Source organism: Marinobacter sp. PE14 (assembly GCF_053566155.1).
Window position 1 is genome coordinate 972,593 of the sequence record NZ_JBQXNY010000002.1, and the last position, 23,562, is coordinate 996,154.

Below are 23,562 nucleotides of genomic sequence, written 5' to 3' on the forward strand. Positions count from 1 at the left end.
AGAGGCCGCTGATATCAGCGGCCTTTCTGGTTGTAGGCAGGGGACGCCGGTGTCAGTCCGCCAGGGCCACGGACTTGATCTGCATCCACACCTGCCGGCCTGGTTCCAGAGCCAGCTGGTCAGCAGCCCGGGTGGTCAGTCGGGACATGACCGGTGTGGGTCCGGCGAGCAGGCGGACGATACTGACGCCGGGGGTAACGTCCGGTTCAATCCGGTCAATGGTTGCCGGAATCAGGTTCTGGATGCTCTGGCCACGGTTCTCCTCCAGGGCGAGGCTGATATCCCGGGACAGCAACTGAATCCGGGCTCGATCCCCGATTTTCATGCCGTTTTCCTGGCGCAGCCACAAGGAGCCACCGTCGAACTCAAAGCGCGCCAGGTGCCAATGCTGATCCAGCTCTTTTATCGTCCCTTCCACAAGCACGCCCGCGTCGTCCTCGAGACGGAACGGGTTGTCCATGCGTGCAAGTGTCTCCCGGGTCGGCCCGCTGGCTATCACCTTGCCGTCCTCCATGACCACCAGGTGGTCGGCGAGTCTGGCCACCTCGGCGGTGGAGTGGGAGACATACACGATCGGGATGGCCAGGGCGTCCCGAAGACGCTCCAGATAGGGCAGGATGTCGTGTTTGCTGGCTTTGTCCAGGGCTGACATCGGCTCGTCCATAAGTAGCAGCCTGGGGCTGGTCAGCAGCGCGCGGGCTATGGCCACCCGCTGGCGCTCGCCCCCGGACAGGCCAGCGGGCATACGGTCCAGATGGCCGCTGAGTCCCAGCCAGTTCACTGCGTCCTCGAACCCGATCTGCCGGTCCGGGGCCGGAATACGCCGGTATCCGAATTCAAGATTTTTGCGCACGGTCAGATGGGGAAACAGGTGGGTTTCCTGGAATACATAGGCCAGGGGGCGTTTATGAACCGACAGGAAAGCATCGGCGCTTTGCCAGTGTTCATCGAGAACGGTCATGGTTCCCTCCGCACGGTGCAGGCCCGCCATGCAGCGCAGCACGGTGGTCTTGCCGCAGCCGGAGTGTCCGAACAGGGCGGTGATGCCCGTGCCGGGCAGGGTCAGGTCAACATCCAGACCAAACCCGGGGAATGCGCATCGGAAGCGGGCAGAGATGCTTTTATTCCCGCTCATCTCAGTGCTCCCGACCGGGCCTTGCCGTTCAGCGCATACAGGGTGACCAGAACCACGAAGGAGAACACCACCATGCCGGCAGAAAGCCAGTGGGCCTGGGTGTATTCCAGGGATTCCACGTGGTCATAGATGGCCACCGAGAGGACCTTGGTTTCCCCGGGAATGTTACCCCCAATCATCAGAATCACGCCGAACTCGCCAATGGTATGTGCGAAGGTCAGCACGGCGGCGGTCAGGAAACCGTTGCGGGCAAGGGGCACGGCAACAAACAGGAATCGATCCCAGGGCGCGGCGCGAAGCGTGGCAGCGACCTCCAGGAAACGGTCGCCAACGGATTCGAAGGCATTTTGCAGCGGTTGCACCGTAAACGGCAGGGAATAGATCACGGACGCCACCACCAGACCCTCGAAGGTAAAGGGCAAGAGCCCGATGCCGAGCGACTGGGTAACCTGGCCAACCCAGCCTTCCGGCCCCATCACTAACAGCAGGTAAAAGCCTAGGACCGTTGGCGGCAGAACCAGAGGCAGCGCGACCACGGCCGCCACCGGTTGGCGCAGCCAGTGCCGGGTTCTGGCGAGCCACCAGGCGATGGGCGTGCCTATAAGCAACAGCAGCAGAGTGGTTGTCGTGGCCAGTTTCAGGGTCAGCCAGACTGGATCCCAGTAGGTTTCAATCATCAGTTGATCGCGTCATGTCCTTCGTCGTAACCATAGCTCCGGATGATGCCGATGGCAGTATCGGATTTCAGGAAATCCATCCAGGCGCGGGCTGCTTCATTGCTGGCGCCCCGGTTCAGCAGGATGGCCTGCTGGTCGATGGGCTGGTAATAGGCCTGAGGCACTTGCCATAGGGTGCCGGTGTCCTCGTCCCAGACTTTCACCTGGGAGGCGGCCACGAAACCTGCCTGGGCATTGCGACTGACAACAAACTGGAACGTCTGGGCAATGGAATCACCGCGGACCAGTTTCGGTTGCAGCGGTTGCCATTGGCCGATGTGATCCAGAACCTGCTTGGCAGCCAGGCCATAGGGTGCGGTTTTCGGGTTGGCAATGGCCAGCCTGGCGAAGGGCTGCTGCTCCAGATAGCGCGGGGCATCCTCAAACGCATTGGGCGTCGGGCTCCAGAGCACCAGCTTGCCCCGGGCGTAGGTAAAGCGGGTTCCGTTGACCCCGGCCTGCGCCTCTTCGATCAGCTCTGGCCTGAGCACGTCTGCCGCCATGAATACGTCGAAGGGCGCGCCGTTCCTGATCTGGGCGTAAAGTTTGCCGGTAGAGCCAAAGCTGGCGGCCACCCGGTGACCGGTTTCCGCCTCAAAGTGCCTGGTCAGTTCCCGGGTGGTATCGGTGAAGTTTGCGGCCACACCAATACTGACTTCGCCAGCGATGGTCCCGGACGCAACACCGAACAACACGAACAGGCAGGCGAAAGCCCGGATTATTGGGTGGCAGATTCTGGTGCGGCGTTCATGGGGCTCTGGCATGGAGCAGGGCTTTCTGTTCGGCGGTTGATTGGGCAGACGCATTGTCCCTATGCAGGCACAGGGAATGCAAGTATTGCCACACCTCGTCCCGGTTGGTTTCGTTGAGCATCTCATGGCGCCCGCCCTCAAACAACCTCAGGGTCACATGGCCAATGCCCGCCTCTCGAATGGCCTGAAAGTGCTGGCGCACGCCACGGCCCATTTCACCAACCGCGTCCGCCGTTCCGGAGAACAGGTGCACAGGCAGGTCTTTGCGCCAGGTCGGTGGCTTGATGGCCAGCATGCCGCCGATAAAATCCAGCCAGAGCCCGGTTGAGCATTGGAACCCGCAAAGCGGATCGGCAACGTAGGCGTCAACCTGGTGCGGATCGCGGCTGAGCCAATCGGCATGGGTCCGGTTGGGGCGGAACCGGCGATTGAACTGCTCGAAGGTTATGCGGGTGATCAACGGGCTGCGGTGCCGCTTGCCCCGGAGCAGTCGGATCAGGCCGATCAGGGCCCGGGATGCCAATAGCTGGCCCCGATCAATCCGGTTGGTGGCGCTCAGGATCAGGGTGTCCAGGGAATCACCGTACCTCTGGGCGTAATCCTGGGCAATGAACGAGCCCATGCTGTGGCCCAGCAGGTTGACCGGCAGTCCGGGAAACTGTGAGCGGGCGTGTTGGACCACCTGGTGCAGGTCGGTCAAGACGCTGGCCCAGCCATTCTGGTCCGCATAGTGCCCCAGGTTCTCGACTCCTGAATTCGGGCCATGGCCCCGGTGGTGAAAGGTGATAACGGCCATGCCGCGTTCGCAGAGCCAGCGTGCGAGGGACTGGTAACGGTCGCCATGCTCGGCCATGCCGTGGCTGATGATCAGAAGGCCGGTGGGAGCCGTCGGGGTAAAGACTGTTCCGGCTATGCTGTGGTCATCACCACTGCTCAGCGTCAGAGGGTGTTCGTTCGTTGTCACGACCCGGTTCCTTGTTGTTTTTCTCCGCAGCCGGGCGTTGCCACTCCGGCGGTTTCCATAGATGGGTAAGGCGAGACAATAATCCGCCGGGCTGTGCCATGTCGCGGAACAGGTCCACGTATTCGTGGGTCCAGAGCACAATCAGGTTATTGGAGCGAACAGGCCGGGTGATGCCGTATTCGGGCGGATCCTGGGCATTTTCATCGACAAACGTGCCGAACAGGCGATCCCACACTATCAGAGTACCGCCGTAATTACGGTCGATGTAGCCGGGATTTCGGCCATGATGGACGCGGTGATGGCTGGGCGTGTTGAAAAACAGTTCGACCGAGCTGGGCAGCTTCCCGACCAGTGTGGTGTGAATAAAGAACTGGTAGACCAGCGACAGGGCATAGGCCACGCCGATCCAGACAGGATTGAGTCCCAACAGCGCCAGGGGCAGGTAGAACACCCACATGCCGTTGAAAATGTTGGTGGCATTCTGGCGCATGGCAGTGGAGAAGTTCATCCGCTCGGAGGAATGGTGCACCACATGGGCCGCCCAGAACCAGCGCACCCTGTGACTGGCCCTATGCATCCAGTAGAAACAGAAGTCCACGCCCAGAAAAGCCAGCAGCACGGTGAATCCGTTCAGTTCCAGATCAAACAGCCGGTAGTGGTAGCACAGGGCATAGACCGGGAAGGCAATGAGGCCGGCGAAGAGCAGTTCGGTCACCTGGTAGCCGGCGCCAAGGGCAAAGTTTCTGACCGCTTCATGGGTATCCATCAGCTGCGGATCGTGGCGAATCTTCAGGTATTCCCACAGGGTAACGCCCACAAAAACCGGTGTTGCAATCACAAAGATCAGTTGGCGCTCATCCAGCGCCAGCCACGGCGCAGCCATCGCCCAGAGAGAAAGCAGGCCGCTGTCTTCCAGTACGGCCAGTATCATGTCGGTCAAAGCCATCGGGTTTCTGCCGGTTTCCTCATCAAGTCCGTTTATTCTGGCACGTAACCCGGAAACCGGAATGTCGGTTCACGCCAGATTGGCTAACGGATTCCGACAATCCGGTACTCAGCCTTGCCGACGGTTGTCTTCGTACACTTTTTCCAGAGCCCGGATCTGTGGCTGCCACTGGTCCAGCCAATGTTTGATGTCTTTGGGAATTCGCGCAGTTTTCGGCCATGGCACCGGGTACTGTGCTGGCTGGAACATGGGTGCAAACAGGGCGGCTGCCGTCAGGTCTGCGCGCGAAAACTGGTCGCCAGCCAGGAAAGGCCTTTCGGCGTAGATGGCAGCCAGCTCGGTGAGCAACTCTTCCATGACCTGGCGGGACTTTTCAGACGTTTTTTCGTTGATCTTCATCCATTGACGCATGACTTCATCAACCCGGCTGAAAGCAAGGCTGAGCAGTATCCGGTTATAGAAAGGCGTTCCCGCGGCCAGCATGGGCACCACAATTTTGGGGCGCTGCAGAAAGTGGTGGTAGGAATAGCAGCGGATAGCCGGGCCCACTTCCTCGTCAAGCCGGCGCTCCCAGGCCAGCGCCTGCTCACGAACTTCCGGGTCTGCCGGTGTCAGCGGGTGCTCTGGAAACGTCTGGTCCAGGTAATCCAGAATGGCGGCTGAGCCCTGAACCACGTGGCCGTCATGGTCCAGCACCGGCACAGACGAGGCTTCACCGGTCAGTTTCCGGATGGTTTTCACATGTTGTCCTGGCAGCAGGTTCACCGTTTCGTAGTTGAGCCCCTTGTAGTCCAGGGCCCAGCGTATTTTTTCGCAGTAGTGGGAAATGGCAAATTGGTACAGTTTCAGTGCCATGGGGTGTCTCCTCGGTTCAGCGTTCTAGCATACTGCCGGTGAGGCGGTATAAGAAGTCCCATCAGATGCTCATGGTGGCCTCATCGGTCGTTGGGTTCTAAACTGTAGGCCGAAAAGACGCTCACAAGGGAACTGACCATGCACTCACGACGAGTTTTGATGTTGTCCGTCGTCACTGCGACGAGCCTTGCTATCTCCGCCTGCTCCTCTCTATCCAAAACCAGTCAGCCGGTTTCCGCGAGCTATGCTTGCGGGCAACTCGATATCGCCGTCTCCGGCAACGACGACAGCGATCTGATCAGCATCGACTATCTGGATCGACGTATTCTGCTCAAGCCGGAGGTAAGTGCGTCGGGCGCGTTGTACGTTGCCCCCGGCGACGACCAGACGCGGTTCTGGAGCAAGGGTGAAAAAGCGACCCTGACAGTGAAGGGACAAACCTACCCGGAGTGTTTACAGCCAGGCGATCTGGAAATGCCTTTTGAGGCGCGGGGGAATGAGCCTTTCTGGCACGCGACGTTTGAGGGCGGTGAGCTCTTGATAACACGGCCTTTCGAGGAGCAGGGAACCCGTCGGGTACCGGTTGAAGTGAAAACAGCCAACCGACACGGGCGGACATTTGTGGCGACGCTGGAAGATCTGCCCATTACCCTGACGGTCGCCCGTCAGCTCTGCGATGACAGCATGTCCGGGGCTCAATATCCCGCGCAGGTGCGCCTGCAGGTTGGTGATGATGAATTCCGGGGGTGTGGCGGTGATCGCCAACGTCTGTTCCGGGGCGCAATCTGGGTTGTTGAGGATCTTGCGGGCGCAGGCATCATCGATCGGTCCCGGATCACGATCGAGTTTCTTGAGGGCAATCGGATCGCGGGCAGAGCGTCTTGCAACCGATACACAGGCGCCTATGAACTCAGGGGTGAGGGCATGGCCATCGGCCCGCTGGCATCAACACGGATGGCGTGTGCGCCCGCGCTGATGAATCAGGAAGAGCGGTTTCTGAATCTGCTGGATCAGGTGAATTCAGTGCGGATCGGGCAGCAGGGCCAACTGCTGCTGTCGACACCGGGCGGTGAGTCGATCCGGGCGTTTCAGTCTGACCACGACAGTCCGTAGCGCGTCAGGATCTCTGCTACTCGCCCACTGCTTTGCAGGGCTCTCGCTCCCTCTGACAGGAGCGCTGCGAGTTGGGCGGAATCACGGCCGACCGGTGAAAATGCAACGTAGATCGGCGACTCATGTATCACCGCGGCCATTCGCAGGCTTTCCGTGTTGTTCTCCTGCTCCAGCTGCCACTTCATCACATAGCGGTCCTCCGGGAATACGTCAGAGCGCTGCTGGTGCAGGAGCTCGATCGCCCGGCTCAGTGGTGCCGGGCCGGACAGCACCCAGACCCGCTCCGGATCGTCCTGGTACTTCTCGATATAGCTGTCCAGTTCCGGTGAGTAAGCGTAGCCGTTGATCGCCAGCAGGGTGAATTGGCTGAGCGAGTCGATGCCATCGTACTGCCAGTTGTTGTCAGGGTGGGTGTAAAGTGCAATCGTCGAGTAACCAGTCGCGGCGTCCGGAAACACGAAGTCCGGCGCATCCCCCGGAAGGGCTCCGACCACCGCATCAATATAGCCGTCCCGGGCCTGTTGCAGGGCCCGTGCCCAGCTCATGTTCACGTATTCGACATCGATACCGGCGAGGCCGAACGCCTCCCTGGCAATATCTATCATATAGCCTTCGTGCTCGGAGCCGGCTTCACAATTGTGAGGGCACCAGGGATCAGCGGCAATGACGACACTCTGGCGCGGCTCTGTCGGAGCCGGCGCAGCGGGAGCGGTCTTCGTTGCCTTTGCTACTGTTTCAGGGACCAGCGATGGCGGGTCCTCTGGCTGCGAGCAGGCTGCAAGAAAGAGCGCGATGGAAAGAACCAGGGTTTTTGCCATGGTGATAAAACCGGAATGCCGATAACGTCGGCTCTCCCTGAAGCATAGACCCTGGTCGCGGTTTTGTAATGGCTAAAAGCGCCTAGGCTGCGGTTTTGTCCCTGTCAGCCGACGCGGCGGTCGGCACCAGCGCCCGGGCGAGGTCTTTCATGTGCAAAGTGCCCACGTGCTGGTCGTCCCGGACCACCCGGAAATTCAGGGACATGTCACCATCGGACTTCAGCAGCACCGACTCGAGGTTGTCTTTCTCCGAGATATCGCCGGCGAACGTGGAGTCGCCGTCATCCGGCGGACTCATGACCGATCGTACCCTGAGTACCCGTGCCCGATTGATATCGCTGATGAAGTCGACGATGTAGGGGTCGCCGGGATTAAGCAGGATTTCCTGGGGATCTCCCTGCTGCACTACTTCGCCGTCTTTCAGGATGACCAGATGGTCGGCCAGTTTCAGGGCCTCATCGAGATCATGGGTGATGAACACGATGGTTTTCTGCAGTTCTTCCTGAAGCGCCAGCAACAGGTCCTGCATATCGGATCGAATCAGCGGATCGAGTGCCGAGAAGGCTTCGTCCATCAGCATGATCGGGGCGTCGGACACCAGAGCGCGGGCGATGCCTACCCTCTGTTGCATGCCACCGGATAGCTGGTGCGGATACTGGTATTCGTTACCTTCCAGACCAACCCGCGCGAGCCATTTGCGGGCATCGGCCTCAAAGTCCGATGTCGTGTAGCCGCGAATGTCCTTGGCCATGCCGGCGTTCTCGAGCACGGTTTTGTGGGGCAGCAGGGCAAACTTCTGGAATACCATCGACATCCGCTCGCGGCGAAGTTTTCGCAGCTGCTCCTCGGTATAGCTCATGATGTCTTCGCCATCGACGCGGATCTCGCCGGCCGTGGGGTCGATCAATCGGTTCAGGTGCCGGATGAGCGTGGACTTCCCGGAGCCGGAAAGTCCCATGATGACCGTGATCTCGCCATCGTGCATATCCACGTTGATATCACGCAGACCGAGTACGTGTCGCTGCTGCTCCAGCAGATCGGCTTTGCCCATGCCCTTGCGAACATACTCCAGGGCAACATCCGGGGTCGGACCGAAGATCTTGTAAAGGTTCCGGATCGAAATCTTGATGTCTTTTGCCATGGGGGCTTTCCTCACTGCTTCTGGGAGACGTTAATTCGTGCCAGGGACGCCTTGGTTACCCGGTCGAGAATAACCGCCAGGATCACGATGCCAAGGCCGGATACCAGGCCAACACCCAGTTCCAGATTACGGATGCCGCGGAGAACCAGAACGCCAAGCCCGGGCGCGGATACCAGGGATGCGATGACAACCATGGCAAGACTCATCATGATGGTCTGGTTAACCCCTGCCATGATGTTGGGCAGCGCCAACGGGATCTGCACCTTGTAAAGTTTCTGTCGGGGCGTCATGCCAAAGGCGTCTGCGGCCTCAATCACGTCCTTGTCTACCAGACGGATGCCCAGGTTCGTCAGCCGGATCACAGGAACAATCGCGTAGAGGATGATGGCGATACCGTACAGCTTTGATTCGGTAACGCTGAACAGGAAGATAAGCGGGATCAGGTACACAAAAGGTGGCAGCGTCTGCAGCATGTCCAGTACCGGTATGATCATGCGTTGCAGCGAGTTGCTGCGTGCCATGGCGATGCCTATTGGGACTCCCAGCAAGACACAGAGGAAGGCACACACAAAAATGATCGCCAGGGTTTGCATGGCGTACTCGTAATGGTCGATAAACGCCAGCAGCACGATGCTGCCGCCAACGAACAACATCAACTTCCAGGATTTGGTGACCACGTAAACGACCGCCAGAAGCAGCGGAATCACGATCCACCAGGGCGTGTTCAGCATGCCGTATAGTGCGCCGTCGAGGAACCAGCTGAGGGGTTGGGTTAACGGATCGAGCACAAGACTTAGGCTATCCTTTATCGCCAGGAACCCTTGTTCCAGGCCCTTGGTAAGTTCCCGAGACTGCGGGAAGGCGGAGCAGGATTCGTTCAGGGCGTCCATGGACGGAAACGGGAGTTCCCATAGTGAGGCCGGTTCGGCGCTCTCTCCCTTGGTTTTATTCAGCAGGTCGGCCATCGACATGGGGCCGCTGCTTTTGCCTTCCGAGCACCATTGCTCAAGGCCGAGCGATGAAAAAAGGGAATCGTAAGTTGCCATGGGCGGTCAGTCTCTCCTGCGCACGTCTGGAATCAGAACGGTTTTCGGGAAACGACCCGGGGCATTCCGAAGGATGCCCCGGGAGGGGCAGGTCAATCAGTTAAGAACGTTGGCCAGACGCTCACGCGCGGAGTCGTTCAGCCAGGTTGACCACTCGTCGCTGTTGTTACTGAGGTAGTAGACCGCAGCTTCTTCGCCCGAGGCATTGTTGGAGTCCATCCAGGCCAGGATGCTGCTCATGGTCTCGGTCTTGAACGTCAACTTGCTGAGCATCTCGGCCACTTCCGGCTCGCGCTCTTTAAAGCTGGTGGTGATGGACGTCAGAACCGTTGCCGCTGGGAAGTCGGATACGCCCGGGTTATCGACGTCCTGCGTCTGGTTTTTCTGGTGCACGTCCGGCTTGATTTCGCCGAGATCAACCCGGGTCATGTCGTACTTGCCGAGGGGAACGGTCGGACCCCAGTAGTAGCCGAACCAGGGCTCTTTGTTCTGGACAGCGGACGCCATGGAGGACGCCAGGGTCTCACCGGAACCATGGTTGAATACGTCGATGCCGGACTCTTCCAGGTCCAGGGCGCGAACCAGGTTGTCACTCACGACACGACAGCCCCAGCCGTCCGGGCAGTTGTTGAAAGTGCCGCCAACGAGCTCAGGATTAGCCATGATGCCCTCGATGGTCTTCAGCTCCGGATGCTCTTCCGCGAGGTAGGTGGGAATCCACCAGCCTTCAACGCCGCCCGGATCCAGAACCTTGCCAAGGCGTTCCACCTTGCCCTGTTCTTCCAGGCGCAGGTAGGCCTCGCCCGCGGAGTTCAGCCACAGCTCGGTGACGATGTCAGGCTCACCGTTTTCGGCAACGGAGGTTACCGCCGGAACGGTATCTGAAGGAACAATGGTGACGTCACAGCCGTAACCCTGCTCCATGATGAAGGTGGCCACGTTGGTGACGACCGTGTTGGACGCCCAGTTCATTTCCGTAATGGATACCTCGCCGCAATTGGCCTGGGCCGCGACGGGAACGGATAGCGCGCAAAGCAGTGCAGCAGACTTAAGCTTTCGCATAGTCACTTCTCCTTTTCAGGGTTTGTGATTTTTCGAGGGTGTTGTCGGTGTTAGTGCCGATACGAGGGGATCGCGATCCATGAGGATCGGGAGAACAGCTCTTTTATGGTCGCTGTTAAGGTCGAACAAATCATGAGGTCTCGGTTAATACTTAATTACAAGGATAACGAACCTTAGCTCAGTTACAAGGGCGTATTCCAAATGCGTCTTTAAAGGAGACACATTATGCCCCCACAGAGCTGTCAAGAAGTTGTAGTAATCGATGGGTACACTCCGCGGACCTGAACCCGGAGAACAGCATGACCGAGCTGCGCGACCTGACACCTCACACATCGATTACCCACGAGCAGGCCAGCCGGGATGGGGGTCAGCGAAGGCTGCTGAGAACCTTCCTGCCGGAGCTGGTCGGCCTGGAGCGCATCCTGGCTGAAGCGCCGGATTTCATCACAACCGAAGTGGTGGAGCGGGTTGCCATCAAGGACCTCTCCCTGCCCATCTATCGTGTTGATATCGGCTCATCCCGGCCCGATGTGCCAGCGGTATTGCTTGTTGGGGGGGTGCACGGTCTTGAACGCATTGGTAGCCAGGTGGTGATGGCCTGGCTGAAGTCGCTGCTCGCCAGAGCGGCCTGGGACGAACATTTGCTGGGGTTGTTGCAGAAGGTTCGAATTACCCTTCTTCCAATCCTTAACCCGGGCGGTATGTACCTGAATCAGCGCAGCAATCCCAACGGCGTGGACCTGATGCGCAATGCGCCGATCCAGGCCCAGGACCGTAGCGCATTTATGCTCGGCGGACAGAGAATTTCCTCTCGATTGCCGTGGTACACCGGCGATCCTGAACAGAGCATGGAGCCCGAAAACCTGGCTCTGGAGGCGGTAATAAAACAGCTGCTGCCGGGACGGCCGTTCAGTGTGGCACTGGACTGCCACTCCGGATTCGGGATGCAGGACCAGATCTGGTTTCCCTACGCCTACCGGCGTCGACCCATGCGTCGAATCGCATCGGTTATGGCCCTGAAGCTTATTTGGGAGCAGTCATACCCAAACCACGACTACCGTTTCGAGCCCCAGTCCCGCCACTACCTGACCCATGGCGACTTGTGGGATTACTTCTACAAGCAGGTCAATCGCGAAAATGCCGGTGTTTTCCTGCCCCTGACCCTGGAAATGGGCTCCTGGCGCTGGATTCGCAAGCGGCCCCGTCAGTTGCTGAGACTCGACGGTTTTTTCAACCCCCTGGTTCCGCACCGGCACAAGCGGGTCCTGCGCAGTCACCTGACCTGGATGGACTTCCTGATTAATGCCGCCGCCAGCCACGAAAACTGGTTGCCGGCTCGGGATGAGGAGTCCATGCTGAAAGAAGCCGCGATCATGCACTGGTATCGCGATACTCACTAGCGATCCAGCCGGCCCGGGCATTCATCAATCGGAACTATCGTATGCACTGGATTCTGTTGCGGGGTCTGACTCGGGAGCACGCCCACTGGGGCAGCTTTCCGGCTCGCCTCGAGGAGGCATTTCCGGAGCACCAGTTCCATATGGTCGATCTGCCCGGGACGGGCGTGCGTTATCGAGAGGACAGTCCGGCAACGATAGCGGCGGTTCGGGAAGCCGTTTCCCGGCACGTCAGCCATATCCCCGGTCCCTTCAGCATCCTGGCACTTTCTATGGGCGGTATGGTGGCCCTGGACTGGGCCCAACACGCTGCGGATGGCCAGATCCAGAACCTGGTCCTGATCAATACCAGTTCCGGCTTCAGCCCGCCATGGCAACGCATGCGGCCTGGGGCCTGGCCGCGAATTCTTCGGCTGCTGGCCCGTCAGGAGTTGTTTGACCGTGAGCGGGATATTCTCCGGCTCACGTCTAACCTTGAGGTGCCTCTGTCACTGGCAAAACAGTGGTACAGCATACAACGACAACGCCCCGTCAGTACCCGGAATGCGATCAACCAGTTGGCGGCCGCCGCCCGCTACAAACCCGGTAAAAAGCGTCCTATGCCAGATGCACTGATTCTCGCCAGCCGCGGCGATCGCATCGTTCACTGGCGCTGCAGTTCCACTCTGGAGGAGCGCTGGCAATGGACCATGAAACTGCACCCGGATGCCGGCCATGACCTTCCACTGGACGATCCGGAGTGGATCATCCAGCAGATGCGCAACTGGCTGCCCCGTTAACACCGGTTGCTTGACGCAACTCTTCTTTCCGGTCAGTCTTCTCGTTTTGAACCGTCAAAGCCTTCATTGATCAGGAGCGGAGCCGATAATAATGAAAATCTTCGAAACCAAAACTGCCCCCAACCCCCGCCGTGTGCGCATGTTCATGGCCGAGAAAGGCTTGTTGGACAAGGCCGAATTCATCGAGATTGACTTGCAGAAGGGTGAAAACCTGACACCTGAATTTGTCGCTCGAAATCCGATGAAGAAAGTGCCTGTGATGGAACTGGATGACGGCACCTGTATTGCCGAGACCATGGCAATCTGCCGCTATTTCGAAGAGAGCTACCCGGACACGCCCACCCTGATGGGCGCTACCCCGCTTGAAAAGGCCCAGCTTGAGCAGTGGCTCCGGTGGATCGAGCTGTTCTTCTTCATGCCCACCGGCATGTGTTTCCAGCACACCACAGGCTACTTCAAGGATCGGATGAACCCGATCAAGGAGTGGGGTGAGGAGTGTGGCAAGAGTGTCGAGAAGTTCATGCACTTCCTCGACAAGCAGTTGGACGGCAAGGAATACATCTGCTGCGACCGCTTTACGGCCGCCGACATCAACGCTTTCACAACAGTGGCGTTCGCCCGGGTGGTGGGCATCCGGATCAAACCCGAGCAGGCCAACCTGCAGGCCTGGTACGACCGCATCAAGGAACGCCCCTCTGCCCAGGTCTGAGCCACAGGCCAGTCAGAAACCAGAAGAGAGATCTCAATGACCACAACGGATTCAAGGCTCCAGTGTGCGCTGGCGTCTATTGACGCAGCGAATAAGGCCGATCCCAATCGGGAGTCTTTTGGCAACGAACGTCTGCCGAAGGAATACGCCTACAGCCTGCACATGACCCACTGGCTGTTCGAGCTTGAATCCGATCCTTCCGAACGCATGCAGATCGCCTGCCGGGCTCAGCACATCGAGCGCTGGACCATGCCGCGGAAGGACTATCCTGAAGGCCGTAAAGCCTATTACCAGTGGCGCCAGGCTTGTGGCCGTATGCATGGCCGGCGGGCTGCGGAAATCATGGCGGATTGTGGCTACCCGAGGGAGGAGTGCGAGCGAGTGGAGACCATCCTGACCAAGCGGGAACTGAGGCAGGATGCCGACACTCAACTCCTGGAAGACGTGGCCTGCATGGTCTTCCTTGAACGGTACTTCGCGGATTTCTATGAGGAAAAAGCGGACTACGATCGGGAGAAGTGGCTACGCATCGTCCGCCGGACCTGGGGCAAGATGTCGCCCCGTGGGCACGAGGCGGCACTCAAGCTGGCAGAGGGCATGCCAGCGCACTTGTTGGAGTTGTTGCAGGAGGCTTTGGCTGAATCTGATGCCTGATCGGAGCATGCGAGTCAGCGGGTAAAGCTTTCCAAAATACGCTGTGAATACATCCATGTACGCTCGGCTCCGCCATCCCTGGCTCCGCACGATTTTGGAAAGCTTTACCCGCCGACTCGCCCCATCTGAAGGCGTCAGCCTGCGGGGAAAAACAGCTCCCTCAATTTCGAACCAGGCTCTTCCGCCCGCATGAACGACTCACCGACCAGGAAGCCGTAGATCCCACGGTTGGTCATGGCCTCTACGTCATTGCGGGTCATGATGCCACTTTCCGTAATGGTCAGCCGGTCCTGGGAGATCCGCTCATGCAGATCAAACGTGGTGTCCAGCGACACATCGAAGGTATGCAGATTGCGGTTGTTGATGCCGACCAGAGGCGTCGTCAGCGTCAACGCATCATCCAGTTCCTCGCCATCGTGCACTTCGACCAAAACATCCAGCCCGATCTCATGGGCAATACCCTCCAGCTCCTGCATCTGGTCTTTGGTCAGGCAAGCGGCGATCAGTAGAATACAGTCGGCACCGATGGCCCGGCTCTCGTACACCTGGTAAGGAGCGACCATGAAGTCCTTGCGGATCACCGGCAGACTGCAGGCATTGCGGGCAGCGACCAGATAGTCCTCGTCGCCCTGGAAGAAGTCGCGGTCGGTCAGCACTGACAGGCAGGCAGCGCCTCCGTTTTCGTAGCTCTCGGCAATAACGGCCGGCTCGAATGGATCCCGCAGGATGCCCTTGCTTGGTGAGGCTTTTTTGATTTCTGCGATAACGGCGGGAGCCTGCTGTTCAATTCGGCTGCGCAGAGCGTCGGCAAAGCCTCTGGCTGCAGGTTGATCCCCAGCCATGGCTTTCAGGTCTGCAATGGAAACCCTCGGTTTCCGCTCGTCAATCTCTTCCCACTTCCGATCAACGATCTTTCGAAGGATCGTCGGTGTCTTGTCCAAATGTCGTTCAGTCATAACAGGCCTGTAAAAAGTTAGCGAGAGACGGAGGGGAGGGAGCTTTCAAAACTGTCTGCAGCCACGGATGGCTGCAGCCAAGCCCTACATGGATGTATTCACGGGCGTGTTTTGGAAGCTCCCTCCCCTCCGTCTCGTCCGGCTGCAAAATCAGCAGGCCAGGATCAGAAGCACTGAGAAAAATCAGCCAGCTCCGACATCTTGCCGGCGGCCAGTCCCGAGCCCATGGCGTCCAGGGCCATATCAACGCCTTCCTTCGGACTCTTGGCCAGTCCAGCAACGTAAATCGCTGCGCCAGCGTTAAGGGCAATCAGGTCCCGGGCTTTCTCGGCCATTTCATCGTGGCCACGTCCGAAGGCCGCCTTGATCAACTTCAGTGAGTCGTCGGCGGTGTCCACGGTCAGACCCACCAGCGCCTGGCTCTTGATACCCAGATCCTCCGGGGTGATGTCGTATTCGGTGACTTTGCCGTCTTTCAGTTCTGCCACATGGGTGGCGCTCGCCAGACTGATCTCATCCAGGCCGTCCTTGGAGCAAACGACCATGATGTGCTCGGCCCCCAGGCGATGCAGCACCTCCGCCATCGGACGACACAGCTCCCGATTGAACACGCCGACCAGTTGACGTTTGACGCCCGCCGGGTTGGTCATCGGGCCCAGGATGTTGAAAATGGTCCGGCAGCCCAGCTCCTTGCGGGGGCCGATGGCGTGTTTCATAGCGCCATGGTGAGCCGGGGCGAACATGAAGCCGACGCCGATTTCCTCGACGCAGCGGGCCACCTCTTCCGGTTTCATGCTCAGGTTGATGCCCAGCTTTTCCAGCAGGTCGGCACTGCCGCTCTTGGACGAAACAGCCCGGTTGCCATGCTTGGCCACAAAGCCGCCGGCGGCGGCCACCACAAAGGAGGCGGCGGAAGACACGTTGAACAGGTTGGCGCCGTCGCCGCCCGTGCCCACGATGTCCACCAGCGGCTCGGCCTTGACCGTTACCTTGGTGGCCAGCTCGCGCATCACTTCGGTGGCGCCGGTAATCTCATCGATGGTTTCGCTCTTAAGGCGCAACCCCATGAGAAACGCGCCGATCTGGGCGTCCGTGGCCTCGCCGTTCATGACGATGCGCATCACGTCCTTCATTTCCTCCCGGGAAAGGTCCAGGTTGGAGGCAATGCGGTTGAGAGCTTCTTTCATGTCCATGTGTCCGCCTCTTATTGTGTTCTCAGAAAGTTGCGCAGCAGCTCGTGGCCCTGTTCCGTCATAATAGACTCCGGATGGAACTGCACGCCCTCAATGGGCAGCGTCTTGTGGCGAACCCCCATGATTTCTTCGATGGAACCGTCGTCGTTGCGGGTCCAGGCGGTCACTTCCAGGCAGTCGGGCAGGGTTGCCTTGTCGATCACCAGGCTGTGGTAGCGGGTCGCCTGTAGCGGGTTGCTCAGGCCCCTGAACACGCCGATGTCCTTGTGGAATACCGGGGACACCTTGCCATGCATGACCCGGCCGGCGCGGATGACGTCACCGCCGTAGACCTGGCCGATGGCCTGGTGGCCCAGGCAGATGCCCAGTATCGGAAGCTTGCCGGCGAAATGCCGGATGGCCGCCATGGAGATGCCGGCCTCGTTCGGGGTGCAGGGGCCGGGGGAAATCACCAGGCGTTCCGGGTTCAGGGCTTCAATCTGTTCGATGGTAATTTCATCGTTGCGGTGCACCTGCACGTCGGCGCCCAGTTCGGCCAGATACTGCACCACGTTGTAGGTGAAGGAATCGTAGTTATCGATCATCAGCAACATAATCTGTTCCTCCGCCTCAGTGGTCGAAATCGTTGTAGGTCATGGCCACCGCGCGGAAAATGGCGCGGCCCTTGTTCATGGTTTCCTTCCACTCGAGACGGGGCACCGAATCGGCCACCACGCCGGCGCCGGCCTGGATGTGCAGGGTGTTGTCCTTGATCACGGCGGTACGGATGGCAATGGCGGTGTCCATGTTGCCGTTGAACGACAGATAGCCCACGGCGCCGCCGTAGACCCCACGCTTGACCGGCTCCAGTTCGTCGATAATCTCCATGGCCCGGATCTTGGGCGCACCGCTGAGGGTACCGGCGGGCAGGGTGGCGCGCAGCACGTCCAGGCAACTGGTGTTGTCCTTCAGCCGGCCGGTAACGTTGGACACAATATGCATCACGTGGGAGTAACGCTCCACGATCATCTTGTCGGTCAGCCGGACCGTGCCGGTTTCCGACACCCGGCCGGCATCGTTACGGCCCAGGTCGATCAGCATCAGATGTTCGGCAATTTCTTTTGGATCGGCCAGCAGCTCCGCTTCGAGGGCCTTGTCCTCAGCGTCGGTGGCGCCCCGCTTGCGAGTGCCGGCGATCGGCCGAACCGTCACTTCCTCGTCTTCCACCCGGGCCAGGATTTCCGGGGAGGAGCCCACGATGTGGAAGTCCTCCAGATCCAGGAAATACATGTACGGGGACGGGTTCAGCACCCGCAGCGACCGGTACAGGTTCAGCGGCGGCGCCTCGAAGGGAATCGACATGCGCTGGGAGATCACCGTCTGCATGACATCGCCGTCCAGCACGTAGCCTTTGATCTTGTCTACCGCGGCTTCGAATTTGTCCTGGGTAAAGCCGGAGATGAAGTCGCTCTCGTCCACGGCCTTGCCGCGCAGGTGTTCGGGGGTGCGGGGCGCGTCAGCGGTTTGCCGGTGCAGATGGTTCTCCAGCTCATCAATGCGGCTCTGTGCCTTTTCGAAGGCGCCCTCAATGGCCGGATCGGCATGGACAATCAGATGTAGCTTGCCCCGCAGGTTGTCGAACACCACGATCTCGTTGGACACCATCAACAGGATGTCCGGCGTGCCGATTTTGTCCGGCGGACAGCTCTTGCGCAGCCGTTTTTCGATGTAGCGCACTGTGTCGTAGCCGAAGTAGCCCACCAGGCCGCCGTTAAACCGGGGCAGCTCATCCAGATCCGGCGCATGGAAGCGTTTTTGATAAGTCTCGACAAAGGCGAGCGGATCGTCCACATCCTCGGTTTCGACAACCTCGCCGCCGCGGCTGATCTCCACCCGGTGATCAAAGACCTTCAGGACTTCGTGACTGGGCAGGCCGATGATCGAATACCGGCCCCATTTCTCCCCGCCCTGCACGGATTCGAACAGGTAGGAGTAGGGTCCGCTGGCGAGTTTGAGATAGGTGCTCAGAGGCGTGTCGAGGTCGGCCAGCACCTCACGATACACAGGGATGCGGTTAAAGCCGTCGTCGGCGAGCTCGGTGAATTGCTCGGGTGTCATGGTACGGTTTCCTGAAATCTGATCTGCATTGTGGATGAAAGCCTGTGCTTCCATCAGGTGCTGCGGGCTCGACCAGCAGACGCCAGTCAGCCTCCGGGCTTGCTCAGCCGGTGCGCCATCGCCACCATCGTGTTGCGCGGGTTGTCAGGATGCCTCGCGCTGCAGTCAGATTCAGTCCCTGCACGGCAGGAATCTCCCGTAAAGAAGTGCTCAATGTAAGTTCCTTGTGAGATTACAAAAGCTCGGCCAGCGAATCAACAACCGCGTCGGCGCCCAGGGTATCCACCGCGGGCCCGTAGTTATACCCGTACCGCACCGCCACACAGGGAATGCCCGCGGCCAGCGCCGCGTTAATATCCGCTGAGGAGTCGCCCACCATGACCGTGGTTCCGCGGGTGCCCCCCAGGGATTCCATGGCATGAAGCAGGGGAGCGGGGTCAGGTTTTTTGACCGGCAGGGTGTCACCACCCACGGTCAGGTCGAACCAGTGGTCCAGTCCCATTTGCTCAAGCAGCGGTGCCACAAACTGTTCCGGCTTGTTGGTGACGATGCCCAGTCGGCAGCCCTGGTTCTTCAGGTGCGTGAGGCACGCCTCGACGCCGGCATAAACTACCGAATGCTGCCCGTTGAGGGTGCCGTAGGCGTGATAGAAAATCGCCAGGGCATCCTTGAACAGGGCATCGTCTTTTGGCCGCGCCGGTTCCCAGTCCACCTGGCCGGCGAGGGCCCGGCGCACCAGAACGCTGGCGCCATTGCCTACCCAGTTCCTTACCCGGTCAATGCCCGCCGGTGAGCGCCCAAGATGCGCCAGCATCTGGTCCACTGCGGCCGCCAGATCCGGTGCACTGTCCACCAGGGTGCCGTCCAGATCAAACAGGGCAACCCCCGGCCAGCGTGGATTGAATAGCCCCGCCAGGCTCATTGGCTGATCACCCTGCGGGCCTGCTCCAGTTCTTCGCGCATGGCATCAATGGTGGTTTTATAGTCGTCGGTGTTAAAGATGGCAGATCCCGCCACAAAGGTGTCGGCACCGGCCTCGGCGACTTCCCGGATGTTCTCGGTCTTTACGCCCCCGTCGATTTCCAGGCGGATATTGTAGTTACTGGCATCGATGCGTTTGCGGGCCTCCCGCAGTTTGTCGAGCGTGCCGGGAATGAACTTCTGGCCACCGAAGCCGGGGTTTACCGACATCATCAGCACCATGTCCAGCTTGTCCATCACATGATCCATATAATGCAGCGGTGTGGCCGGGTTAAATACCAGGCCGGCCTGGCAACCACCGTCGCGGATCAGCTGCAGTGAACGGTCAATGTGGTTGGTCGCTTCCGGGTGGAAGGTAATGTAACTGGCCCCGGCGTCGATAAACATACGGATGAGGTCGTCCACCGGCGACACCATCAGATGCACATCGATGGGGGCGGTCACGCCATGCTTGCGCAGCGCCTCGCAGACCATGGGGCCAATGGTGAGGTTGGGTACGTAGTGATTGTCCATCACATCGAAGTGCACCACGTCGGCTCCGGCGGCCAGCACGTTATCGACTTCCTCGCCAAGACGGGCGAAATCGGCGGACAGGATGGATGGGGCAATCAGGTAAGGGTTCATGACGGCTCTCTCACAACAATGGATAATGGCTTGGTCAGCGGTCCCTGCCGCACATTCAGGATGGCTGCTAGTCTAACAGCTCAGTGGCGTTTTTTCGCAGTCAAAGGATCAGTATCTGTGCAGAGATTCGAGATTTACCGGCCCGGCGTGTTCTGGCTTTTTATCCTGGCGCTGATGTGTGTCGCACCGTCCATCACCCTTGGGCAGGCAGAGGGTGGAGCGGCCGTCGAGACCGAAGGCACCGAGGCGTCGGAGTCTTCGAGCCGCGCCCTGATCTGGACAGGCACCGGCGAACGCGCCCTGATCCAGCGTTTTCCCGAATCAGCCGTATGGCTGGAGCTTGAGGAGGGTGAGAGGGCGCTGGGGTTGTTCTACCCGGAAGCCAGGTTGCCGGCCCGCGGCGCGGTGCTGGTTCTGTCGGACGAGGGTGAAACTGCGGCTTCCGGAGTAACCGGCCCACTGGCAGCGGGGCTGGCTTCCCGGGGCTGGGCCGTTCTTACGCTTGGTCTGGAGTCGCCCCCACCGGTTCTGAGTGAGTTCCTGATGCGGCCCGTGATGGAGCAGCCGACGGCTGAAGCGGGCGCGGGTGAGCAGGAACCATCAGAATCAGTCATGATCGATGTCATGGCCTCAGCCGAGAGTGCCGATGATCTTGAGGCCCGCTACAGAAGCCGCATCAACCAGATGCTGCAGGCAGGGCTGGCCCTGCTGGTTGAGCGGGGCTATGAAACGCCGGCTGTTCTGGGTGTCGGGCGAGCCAGTATACATGCGACCAACCGGGTCCTGGATGGCGCCGATGCCTCTGCGCTTATCTGGGTGGCTCCCCGTTTTTATCCCGTTGACCGGCCAGATCTGCCGGAGCGTCTGGAGTCGCTCGGCACCGAGTTGCTGGAGCTCTATCCCCACGGGGCCGCTGATAATCAATCGGACTGGAGTATTGGCATGAGGTTGCGGCGCGCCGGAATGAGCGGCTTTGAGCGACAACCGATTCCCTGGATCAGCCCTGCGCCTGAGTCTCTGGGCGATGGCGTGGCCAGTCGTGTTGCCGCCTGGCTGGAATCCCGCGAGCGTTAGGGGCGGAGGGTGTTGTGGCGCTTTATCAGTTCCCAGGCCTGTTGGTAGTGGAGCAGACGTTCCTTGGCCAGGCTGCGGTCGCGGTCACTGACCTGCTGTTGGGCAAGCTTGTCCGGGTGGCACTCGGATATCTTCTTGCGGTAGGCCCGTTTGATCACTTCCATGGAATCCCGACGGGTAACCCCTAGAAGTTCACAGGCCTGCTGATAGCTGGTGGGTCTGGAAAGGTTCTCGCTGTGCCGGGTCCAGACCTTGCTGGCATAACTGTCGAAAATGTCCTCGCTGATGCTTACCGGCAGACCAATCTGGTCGATGGCGTCCTCACAGCGATACCGTCTGGGTTTGCCGGGCCGGCCGTTAAGCTGGCTGGCGTGGCAGAGGCAGATAGCGGTTTTCAACGCGGGAGCTGGCCAGAGACGGCGCGAGAGGCGCATGGCCAGCCCGCGGATGAACGGCAACTGTCCGGCCGACTTGCCCTGCTGGAACCAGCGTATCGCTCGCCTGCGCTGACGTCTCGACAGCCTCATGGCCTTGATCAGGGATTCGGCAAAGCCGATGTCGACTTCGGTGACGCGTCCGTCTGCCTTGGCGATATAGCCGAGGAAGAAAAACAGAGAATGTCGGCACCAGCGGGGCAGGCGGGCGCGGTCAATCAAAGCGGGGGCCTGGTGACCACAGGCCGAGAGTTCCCGCATCAAGCTGGAAAACTCGGCTTCCATTCGGGGCGGCAGTGCCGGTTGTCTGTTACCGCCTGCCATGGCTTTCAGATTCCTTGGTGCCCAGTTGCCGGTCGAGCGACTGAAGACGTTCCGGGGTGCCGACGTCAACCCATTGTCCGGGATGGAGCAGGCCCTTTACCCTGCCTCTGTTCATGGCACCGCGAAGCACCGGCCCCAGTTTTCCCGCCTGATCGGTCAGCTCATTGAACAGGCGCCGATGTAACAGGCTAATGCCGGTAAAGGTCAGCTTGTCCGGGCCATCGCTAAAGAGTACTCCCTGATCAGTCAGGTGAAAGTCACCTTCCGGATGGTGTGGCGGGTTGCTGGTGACAACGAGCAGCGCGTCCGCTTCAGCCGGAGGTGTCAGTCGAGAAAGGTCGAAATCGCTCCAGATATCGCCGTTGATCACCAGAAACCAGTCAGATTTGTCACCGGCAAGCAGAGGCAGCGCACGCACGATGCCACCGGCGGTTTCCAGCGGCTCGCCTTCCCTGGAATATTGAATGGACAGCCCGAACCTTTCTCCATTACCCAGGGTTTCCTCAATCTGGTCGCCCAGCCAGGCATGATTGATCACCACCTCACGGATTCCCGCCCGCCGCAGGTGCTCCAGATGATAGCTGATCAGAGGCTTGCCGGCGGCCCTCAGCAGGGGCTTCGGAGTGGCCAGTGTCAGTGGCCGCATGCGTTCACCTTTGCCGGCAGCGAGAATCATGGCCTTCACTGGGGCAGGTGCTCCTGACCCGGGGCCGGGCCGATGCTCGCCTCGATCCGGGGCATAACCGTATCGCTCAGCCATTCGTGGAAGTGGCGCAGGGCCGGCTGCCGACTGCTGGCAACGATCAGATACTGAACGGTTCGGGGAATGTCCTCGAGGTAGCCGTGCTTGCCATCGCGGATCGACAGCCGGGCGAAAATTCCGGCGGCCTTCAGGTGCCGCTGCATGCCCATCAGTTCAAACCACTGGCGAAAAGTCTCCGGGTCCGCGCGGTGCAGGCCTACCTCAAGGCTGCTCTGGCGGTAGTCTTCCAGCCATTCGCAGACGCGCTCTTCCGGCCATTGGATGTAGCAGTCCTTCAGCAGCGAGACCACATCGTAAGTGACCGGCCCGGTAACCGCGTCTTGGAAATCGATGACACCCGGGCGCGGTTGGTCAGGGCGAACCAGAAGGTTTCGGGAATGGTAGTCCCGATGGACCGTCACTTCCGGTTGCGCCAGGGCGCTTTCCCGCAGCATGGAAAAGGTAGTGTCCAGCAAAGCCCGCTCGCTGTTTTCCAGGTTCATGCCCAGATGCTTCTCCAGCAGCCAGTCCGGGAAAAGCGCCATTTCCCGCTCGAGCAGAGTGGCATCGTAGGGCGGTAGCGGGTAATCCTTTGGGGAAGTCTGGCGGGCGATCAGGGTTAGCTCTTTCAGGGCGTTCCGGTAGAGTTGGTCTGCTGACTCGGTGTTCAGTTGGCCAAGCATGAGCTGGTCGCCAAAATCCTCCAGCAGCAGTAAGCCCTGTTCCAGATCAGCCTGCAGAATGTCCGGCACGGCAATGCCCTGCCGATGCCAGTGCCTGGCGATGGTCACGAAGGGCTCGCAGTCTTCATGCTCCGGAGGCGCATCCATCACGATAAACGGCGCACCGTCACCGGGAGCGGTTGTCGGATTTGCGTACTGCCAGACCCGGAAATAACGGCGGAAACTGGCATCGCCGGAGACCGGTTCGGCTTCGCACTGTTCGAAGCCGGGAAATTGTCTGACCCAGTTGGTCAGCAACTGCAGGCGGGTATCCATAGTTCGGGTTGCGATCCTGAAAAAAGTTGTCGCTGACAACGAAAGTTAGCAG

The 23,562-nt window shown here is 59.8% G+C and carries 25 protein-coding genes; 6 read left to right on the forward strand and 19 right to left on the reverse strand.

All coding sequences use genetic code 11. The features are described from left to right. Positions 1-52: 52 nt before the first annotated feature. The 6 genes from modC to ACWJ62_RS10225 form a co-directional block, all read right to left on the reverse strand. Complete coding sequence (gene modC, locus ACWJ62_RS10200) at positions 53-1,135, reverse strand: molybdenum ABC transporter ATP-binding protein (RefSeq protein WP_449286072.1); 1,083 nt, start codon at positions 1,133-1,135, stop codon at positions 53-55. Then, positions 1,132-1,812: a molybdate ABC transporter permease subunit gene (gene modB, locus ACWJ62_RS10205; protein ID WP_449286073.1), complete on the reverse strand. Its 681-nt coding sequence runs from the start codon at positions 1,810-1,812 to the stop codon at positions 1,132-1,134. The genes modC and modB overlap by 4 nt, the downstream gene beginning before the upstream one ends. Continuing rightward, positions 1,812-2,615: a molybdate ABC transporter substrate-binding protein gene (modA, locus tag ACWJ62_RS10210; protein WP_449286074.1), complete on the reverse strand. Its 804-nt coding sequence runs from the start codon at positions 2,613-2,615 to the stop codon at positions 1,812-1,814. Before modA ends, modB begins: the two co-directional genes overlap by 1 nt. Next, positions 2,599-3,567 (reverse strand): alpha/beta hydrolase, encoded by a 969-nt coding sequence (locus ACWJ62_RS10215; protein ID WP_449286075.1) that lies wholly within the window; start codon positions 3,565-3,567, stop codon positions 2,599-2,601. Before ACWJ62_RS10215 ends, modA begins: the two co-directional genes overlap by 17 nt. Then, the gene (locus tag ACWJ62_RS10220) at positions 3,527-4,513 is read right to left on the reverse strand and encodes a sterol desaturase family protein (RefSeq protein WP_449286076.1); all 987 of its coding nucleotides are present in this window, start codon (positions 4,511-4,513) and stop codon (positions 3,527-3,529) included. The genes ACWJ62_RS10215 and ACWJ62_RS10220 overlap by 41 nt, the downstream gene beginning before the upstream one ends. Positions 4,514-4,621: 108 nt before the next feature. Beyond that, positions 4,622-5,368 carry a glutathione S-transferase family protein gene (locus ACWJ62_RS10225; protein WP_449286077.1) on the reverse strand — a complete coding sequence of 249 codons (747 nt, stop codon included), beginning with the start codon at positions 5,366-5,368 and terminating at the stop codon, positions 4,622-4,624. Positions 5,369-5,506: 138 nt separating this feature from the next. Between ACWJ62_RS10225 and ACWJ62_RS10230 the strand changes: the two genes are divergently transcribed. Continuing rightward, positions 5,507-6,481 carry an META domain-containing protein gene (locus ACWJ62_RS10230; RefSeq protein ID WP_449286078.1) on the forward strand — a complete coding sequence of 325 codons (975 nt, stop codon included), beginning with the start codon at positions 5,507-5,509 and terminating at the stop codon, positions 6,479-6,481. On the opposite strand, the gene ACWJ62_RS10235 is transcribed toward ACWJ62_RS10230, so the two are convergent. The 4 genes from ACWJ62_RS10235 to ACWJ62_RS10250 form a co-directional block, all read right to left on the reverse strand. Then, positions 6,457-7,299, reverse strand: a complete 843-nt coding sequence (locus tag ACWJ62_RS10235; RefSeq protein WP_449286079.1) for a substrate-binding periplasmic protein — start codon at positions 7,297-7,299, stop codon at positions 6,457-6,459. The two genes, ACWJ62_RS10230 and ACWJ62_RS10235, sit on opposite strands and share 25 nt — an antisense overlap. 82 nt (positions 7,300-7,381) lie before the next feature. Continuing rightward, positions 7,382-8,440: a quaternary amine ABC transporter ATP-binding protein gene (locus tag ACWJ62_RS10240; protein ID WP_449286080.1), complete on the reverse strand. Its 1,059-nt coding sequence runs from the start codon at positions 8,438-8,440 to the stop codon at positions 7,382-7,384. Positions 8,441-8,451: 11 nt separating this feature from the next. Further along, complete coding sequence (locus tag ACWJ62_RS10245; protein ID WP_449286081.1) at positions 8,452-9,486, reverse strand: ABC transporter permease; 1,035 nt, start codon at positions 9,484-9,486, stop codon at positions 8,452-8,454. Positions 9,487-9,582: 96 nt separating this feature from the next. Further along, a complete protein-coding gene (locus ACWJ62_RS10250) occupies positions 9,583-10,548 on the reverse strand; it encodes an ABC transporter substrate-binding protein (protein ID WP_449286082.1) in 966 nt (321 codons plus the stop codon). 299 nt (positions 10,549-10,847) lie between these two features. Here ACWJ62_RS10250 and ACWJ62_RS10255 point away from each other — a divergent pair, with 299 nt between their 5' ends. The 4 genes from ACWJ62_RS10255 to ACWJ62_RS10270 all read left to right on the forward strand — a co-directional run bounded on the left by ACWJ62_RS10255 (position 10,848) and on the right by ACWJ62_RS10270 (position 14,087). Next, positions 10,848-11,948, forward strand: a complete 1,101-nt coding sequence (locus ACWJ62_RS10255; protein WP_449286083.1) for a M14 family zinc carboxypeptidase — start codon at positions 10,848-10,850, stop codon at positions 11,946-11,948. Positions 11,949-11,989: 41 nt separating this feature from the next. Then, positions 11,990-12,724, forward strand: a complete 735-nt coding sequence (locus ACWJ62_RS10260) for an alpha/beta fold hydrolase (RefSeq protein ID WP_449286084.1) — start codon at positions 11,990-11,992, stop codon at positions 12,722-12,724. 91 nt (positions 12,725-12,815) lie between these two features. Next, entirely contained in the window at positions 12,816-13,433 is a 618-nt protein-coding gene (locus tag ACWJ62_RS10265; protein WP_449286085.1) for a glutathione S-transferase family protein, read from the forward strand. 36 nt (positions 13,434-13,469) lie between these two features. Then, positions 13,470-14,087, forward strand: a complete 618-nt coding sequence (locus tag ACWJ62_RS10270; RefSeq protein WP_449286086.1) for a DUF4202 domain-containing protein — start codon at positions 13,470-13,472, stop codon at positions 14,085-14,087. A 134-nt stretch (positions 14,088-14,221) separates the two neighbouring features. On the opposite strand, the gene trpC is transcribed toward ACWJ62_RS10270, so the two are convergent. The 6 genes from trpC to rpe form a co-directional block, all read right to left on the reverse strand. Continuing rightward, complete coding sequence (gene trpC / locus ACWJ62_RS10275; protein ID WP_449286087.1) at positions 14,222-15,043, reverse strand: indole-3-glycerol phosphate synthase TrpC; 822 nt, start codon at positions 15,041-15,043, stop codon at positions 14,222-14,224. Between the two features lie 164 nt (positions 15,044-15,207). Beyond that, the gene (gene trpD, locus ACWJ62_RS10280; RefSeq protein ID WP_449286088.1) at positions 15,208-16,236 is read right to left on the reverse strand and encodes an anthranilate phosphoribosyltransferase; all 1,029 of its coding nucleotides are present in this window, start codon (positions 16,234-16,236) and stop codon (positions 15,208-15,210) included. Between the two features lie 11 nt (positions 16,237-16,247). Beyond that, positions 16,248-16,829: an aminodeoxychorismate/anthranilate synthase component II gene (locus tag ACWJ62_RS10285; protein WP_449286089.1), complete on the reverse strand. Its 582-nt coding sequence runs from the start codon at positions 16,827-16,829 to the stop codon at positions 16,248-16,250. Positions 16,830-16,845: 16 nt separating this feature from the next. Then, positions 16,846-18,333 (reverse strand): anthranilate synthase component I, encoded by a 1,488-nt coding sequence (gene trpE, locus ACWJ62_RS10290; RefSeq protein WP_449286090.1) that lies wholly within the window; start codon positions 18,331-18,333, stop codon positions 16,846-16,848. Between the two features lie 232 nt (positions 18,334-18,565). Then, positions 18,566-19,255 (reverse strand): phosphoglycolate phosphatase, encoded by a 690-nt coding sequence (locus tag ACWJ62_RS10295; protein ID WP_449286091.1) that lies wholly within the window; start codon positions 19,253-19,255, stop codon positions 18,566-18,568. Beyond that, positions 19,252-19,938 carry a ribulose-phosphate 3-epimerase gene (gene rpe / locus ACWJ62_RS10300; RefSeq protein WP_449286092.1) on the reverse strand — a complete coding sequence of 229 codons (687 nt, stop codon included), beginning with the start codon at positions 19,936-19,938 and terminating at the stop codon, positions 19,252-19,254. The genes ACWJ62_RS10295 and rpe overlap by 4 nt, the downstream gene beginning before the upstream one ends. Positions 19,939-20,055: 117 nt before the next feature. Between rpe and ACWJ62_RS10305 the strand changes: the two genes are divergently transcribed. Continuing rightward, positions 20,056-21,012 (forward strand): DUF3530 family protein, encoded by a 957-nt coding sequence (locus tag ACWJ62_RS10305; protein WP_449286093.1) that lies wholly within the window; start codon positions 20,056-20,058, stop codon positions 21,010-21,012. On the opposite strand, the gene ACWJ62_RS10310 is transcribed toward ACWJ62_RS10305, so the two are convergent. From ACWJ62_RS10310 to ACWJ62_RS10320, 3 genes are read right to left on the reverse strand one after another with little or no spacing between them, the layout of a single operon-like run. Further along, complete coding sequence (locus tag ACWJ62_RS10310) at positions 21,009-21,770, reverse strand: DnaJ domain-containing protein (protein ID WP_449286094.1); 762 nt, start codon at positions 21,768-21,770, stop codon at positions 21,009-21,011. The genes ACWJ62_RS10305 and ACWJ62_RS10310 overlap by 4 nt on opposite strands. Then, on the reverse strand, positions 21,757-22,455 hold the full coding sequence (gene murU / locus ACWJ62_RS10315) for an N-acetylmuramate alpha-1-phosphate uridylyltransferase MurU (protein WP_449286095.1): 699 nt from the start codon (positions 22,453-22,455) through the stop codon (positions 21,757-21,759). The genes ACWJ62_RS10310 and murU overlap by 14 nt, the downstream gene beginning before the upstream one ends. Then, positions 22,452-23,510 carry an aminoglycoside phosphotransferase family protein gene (locus ACWJ62_RS10320; RefSeq protein ID WP_449286096.1) on the reverse strand — a complete coding sequence of 353 codons (1,059 nt, stop codon included), beginning with the start codon at positions 23,508-23,510 and terminating at the stop codon, positions 22,452-22,454. Before ACWJ62_RS10320 ends, murU begins: the two co-directional genes overlap by 4 nt. Positions 23,511-23,562: the final 52 nt, after the last annotated feature.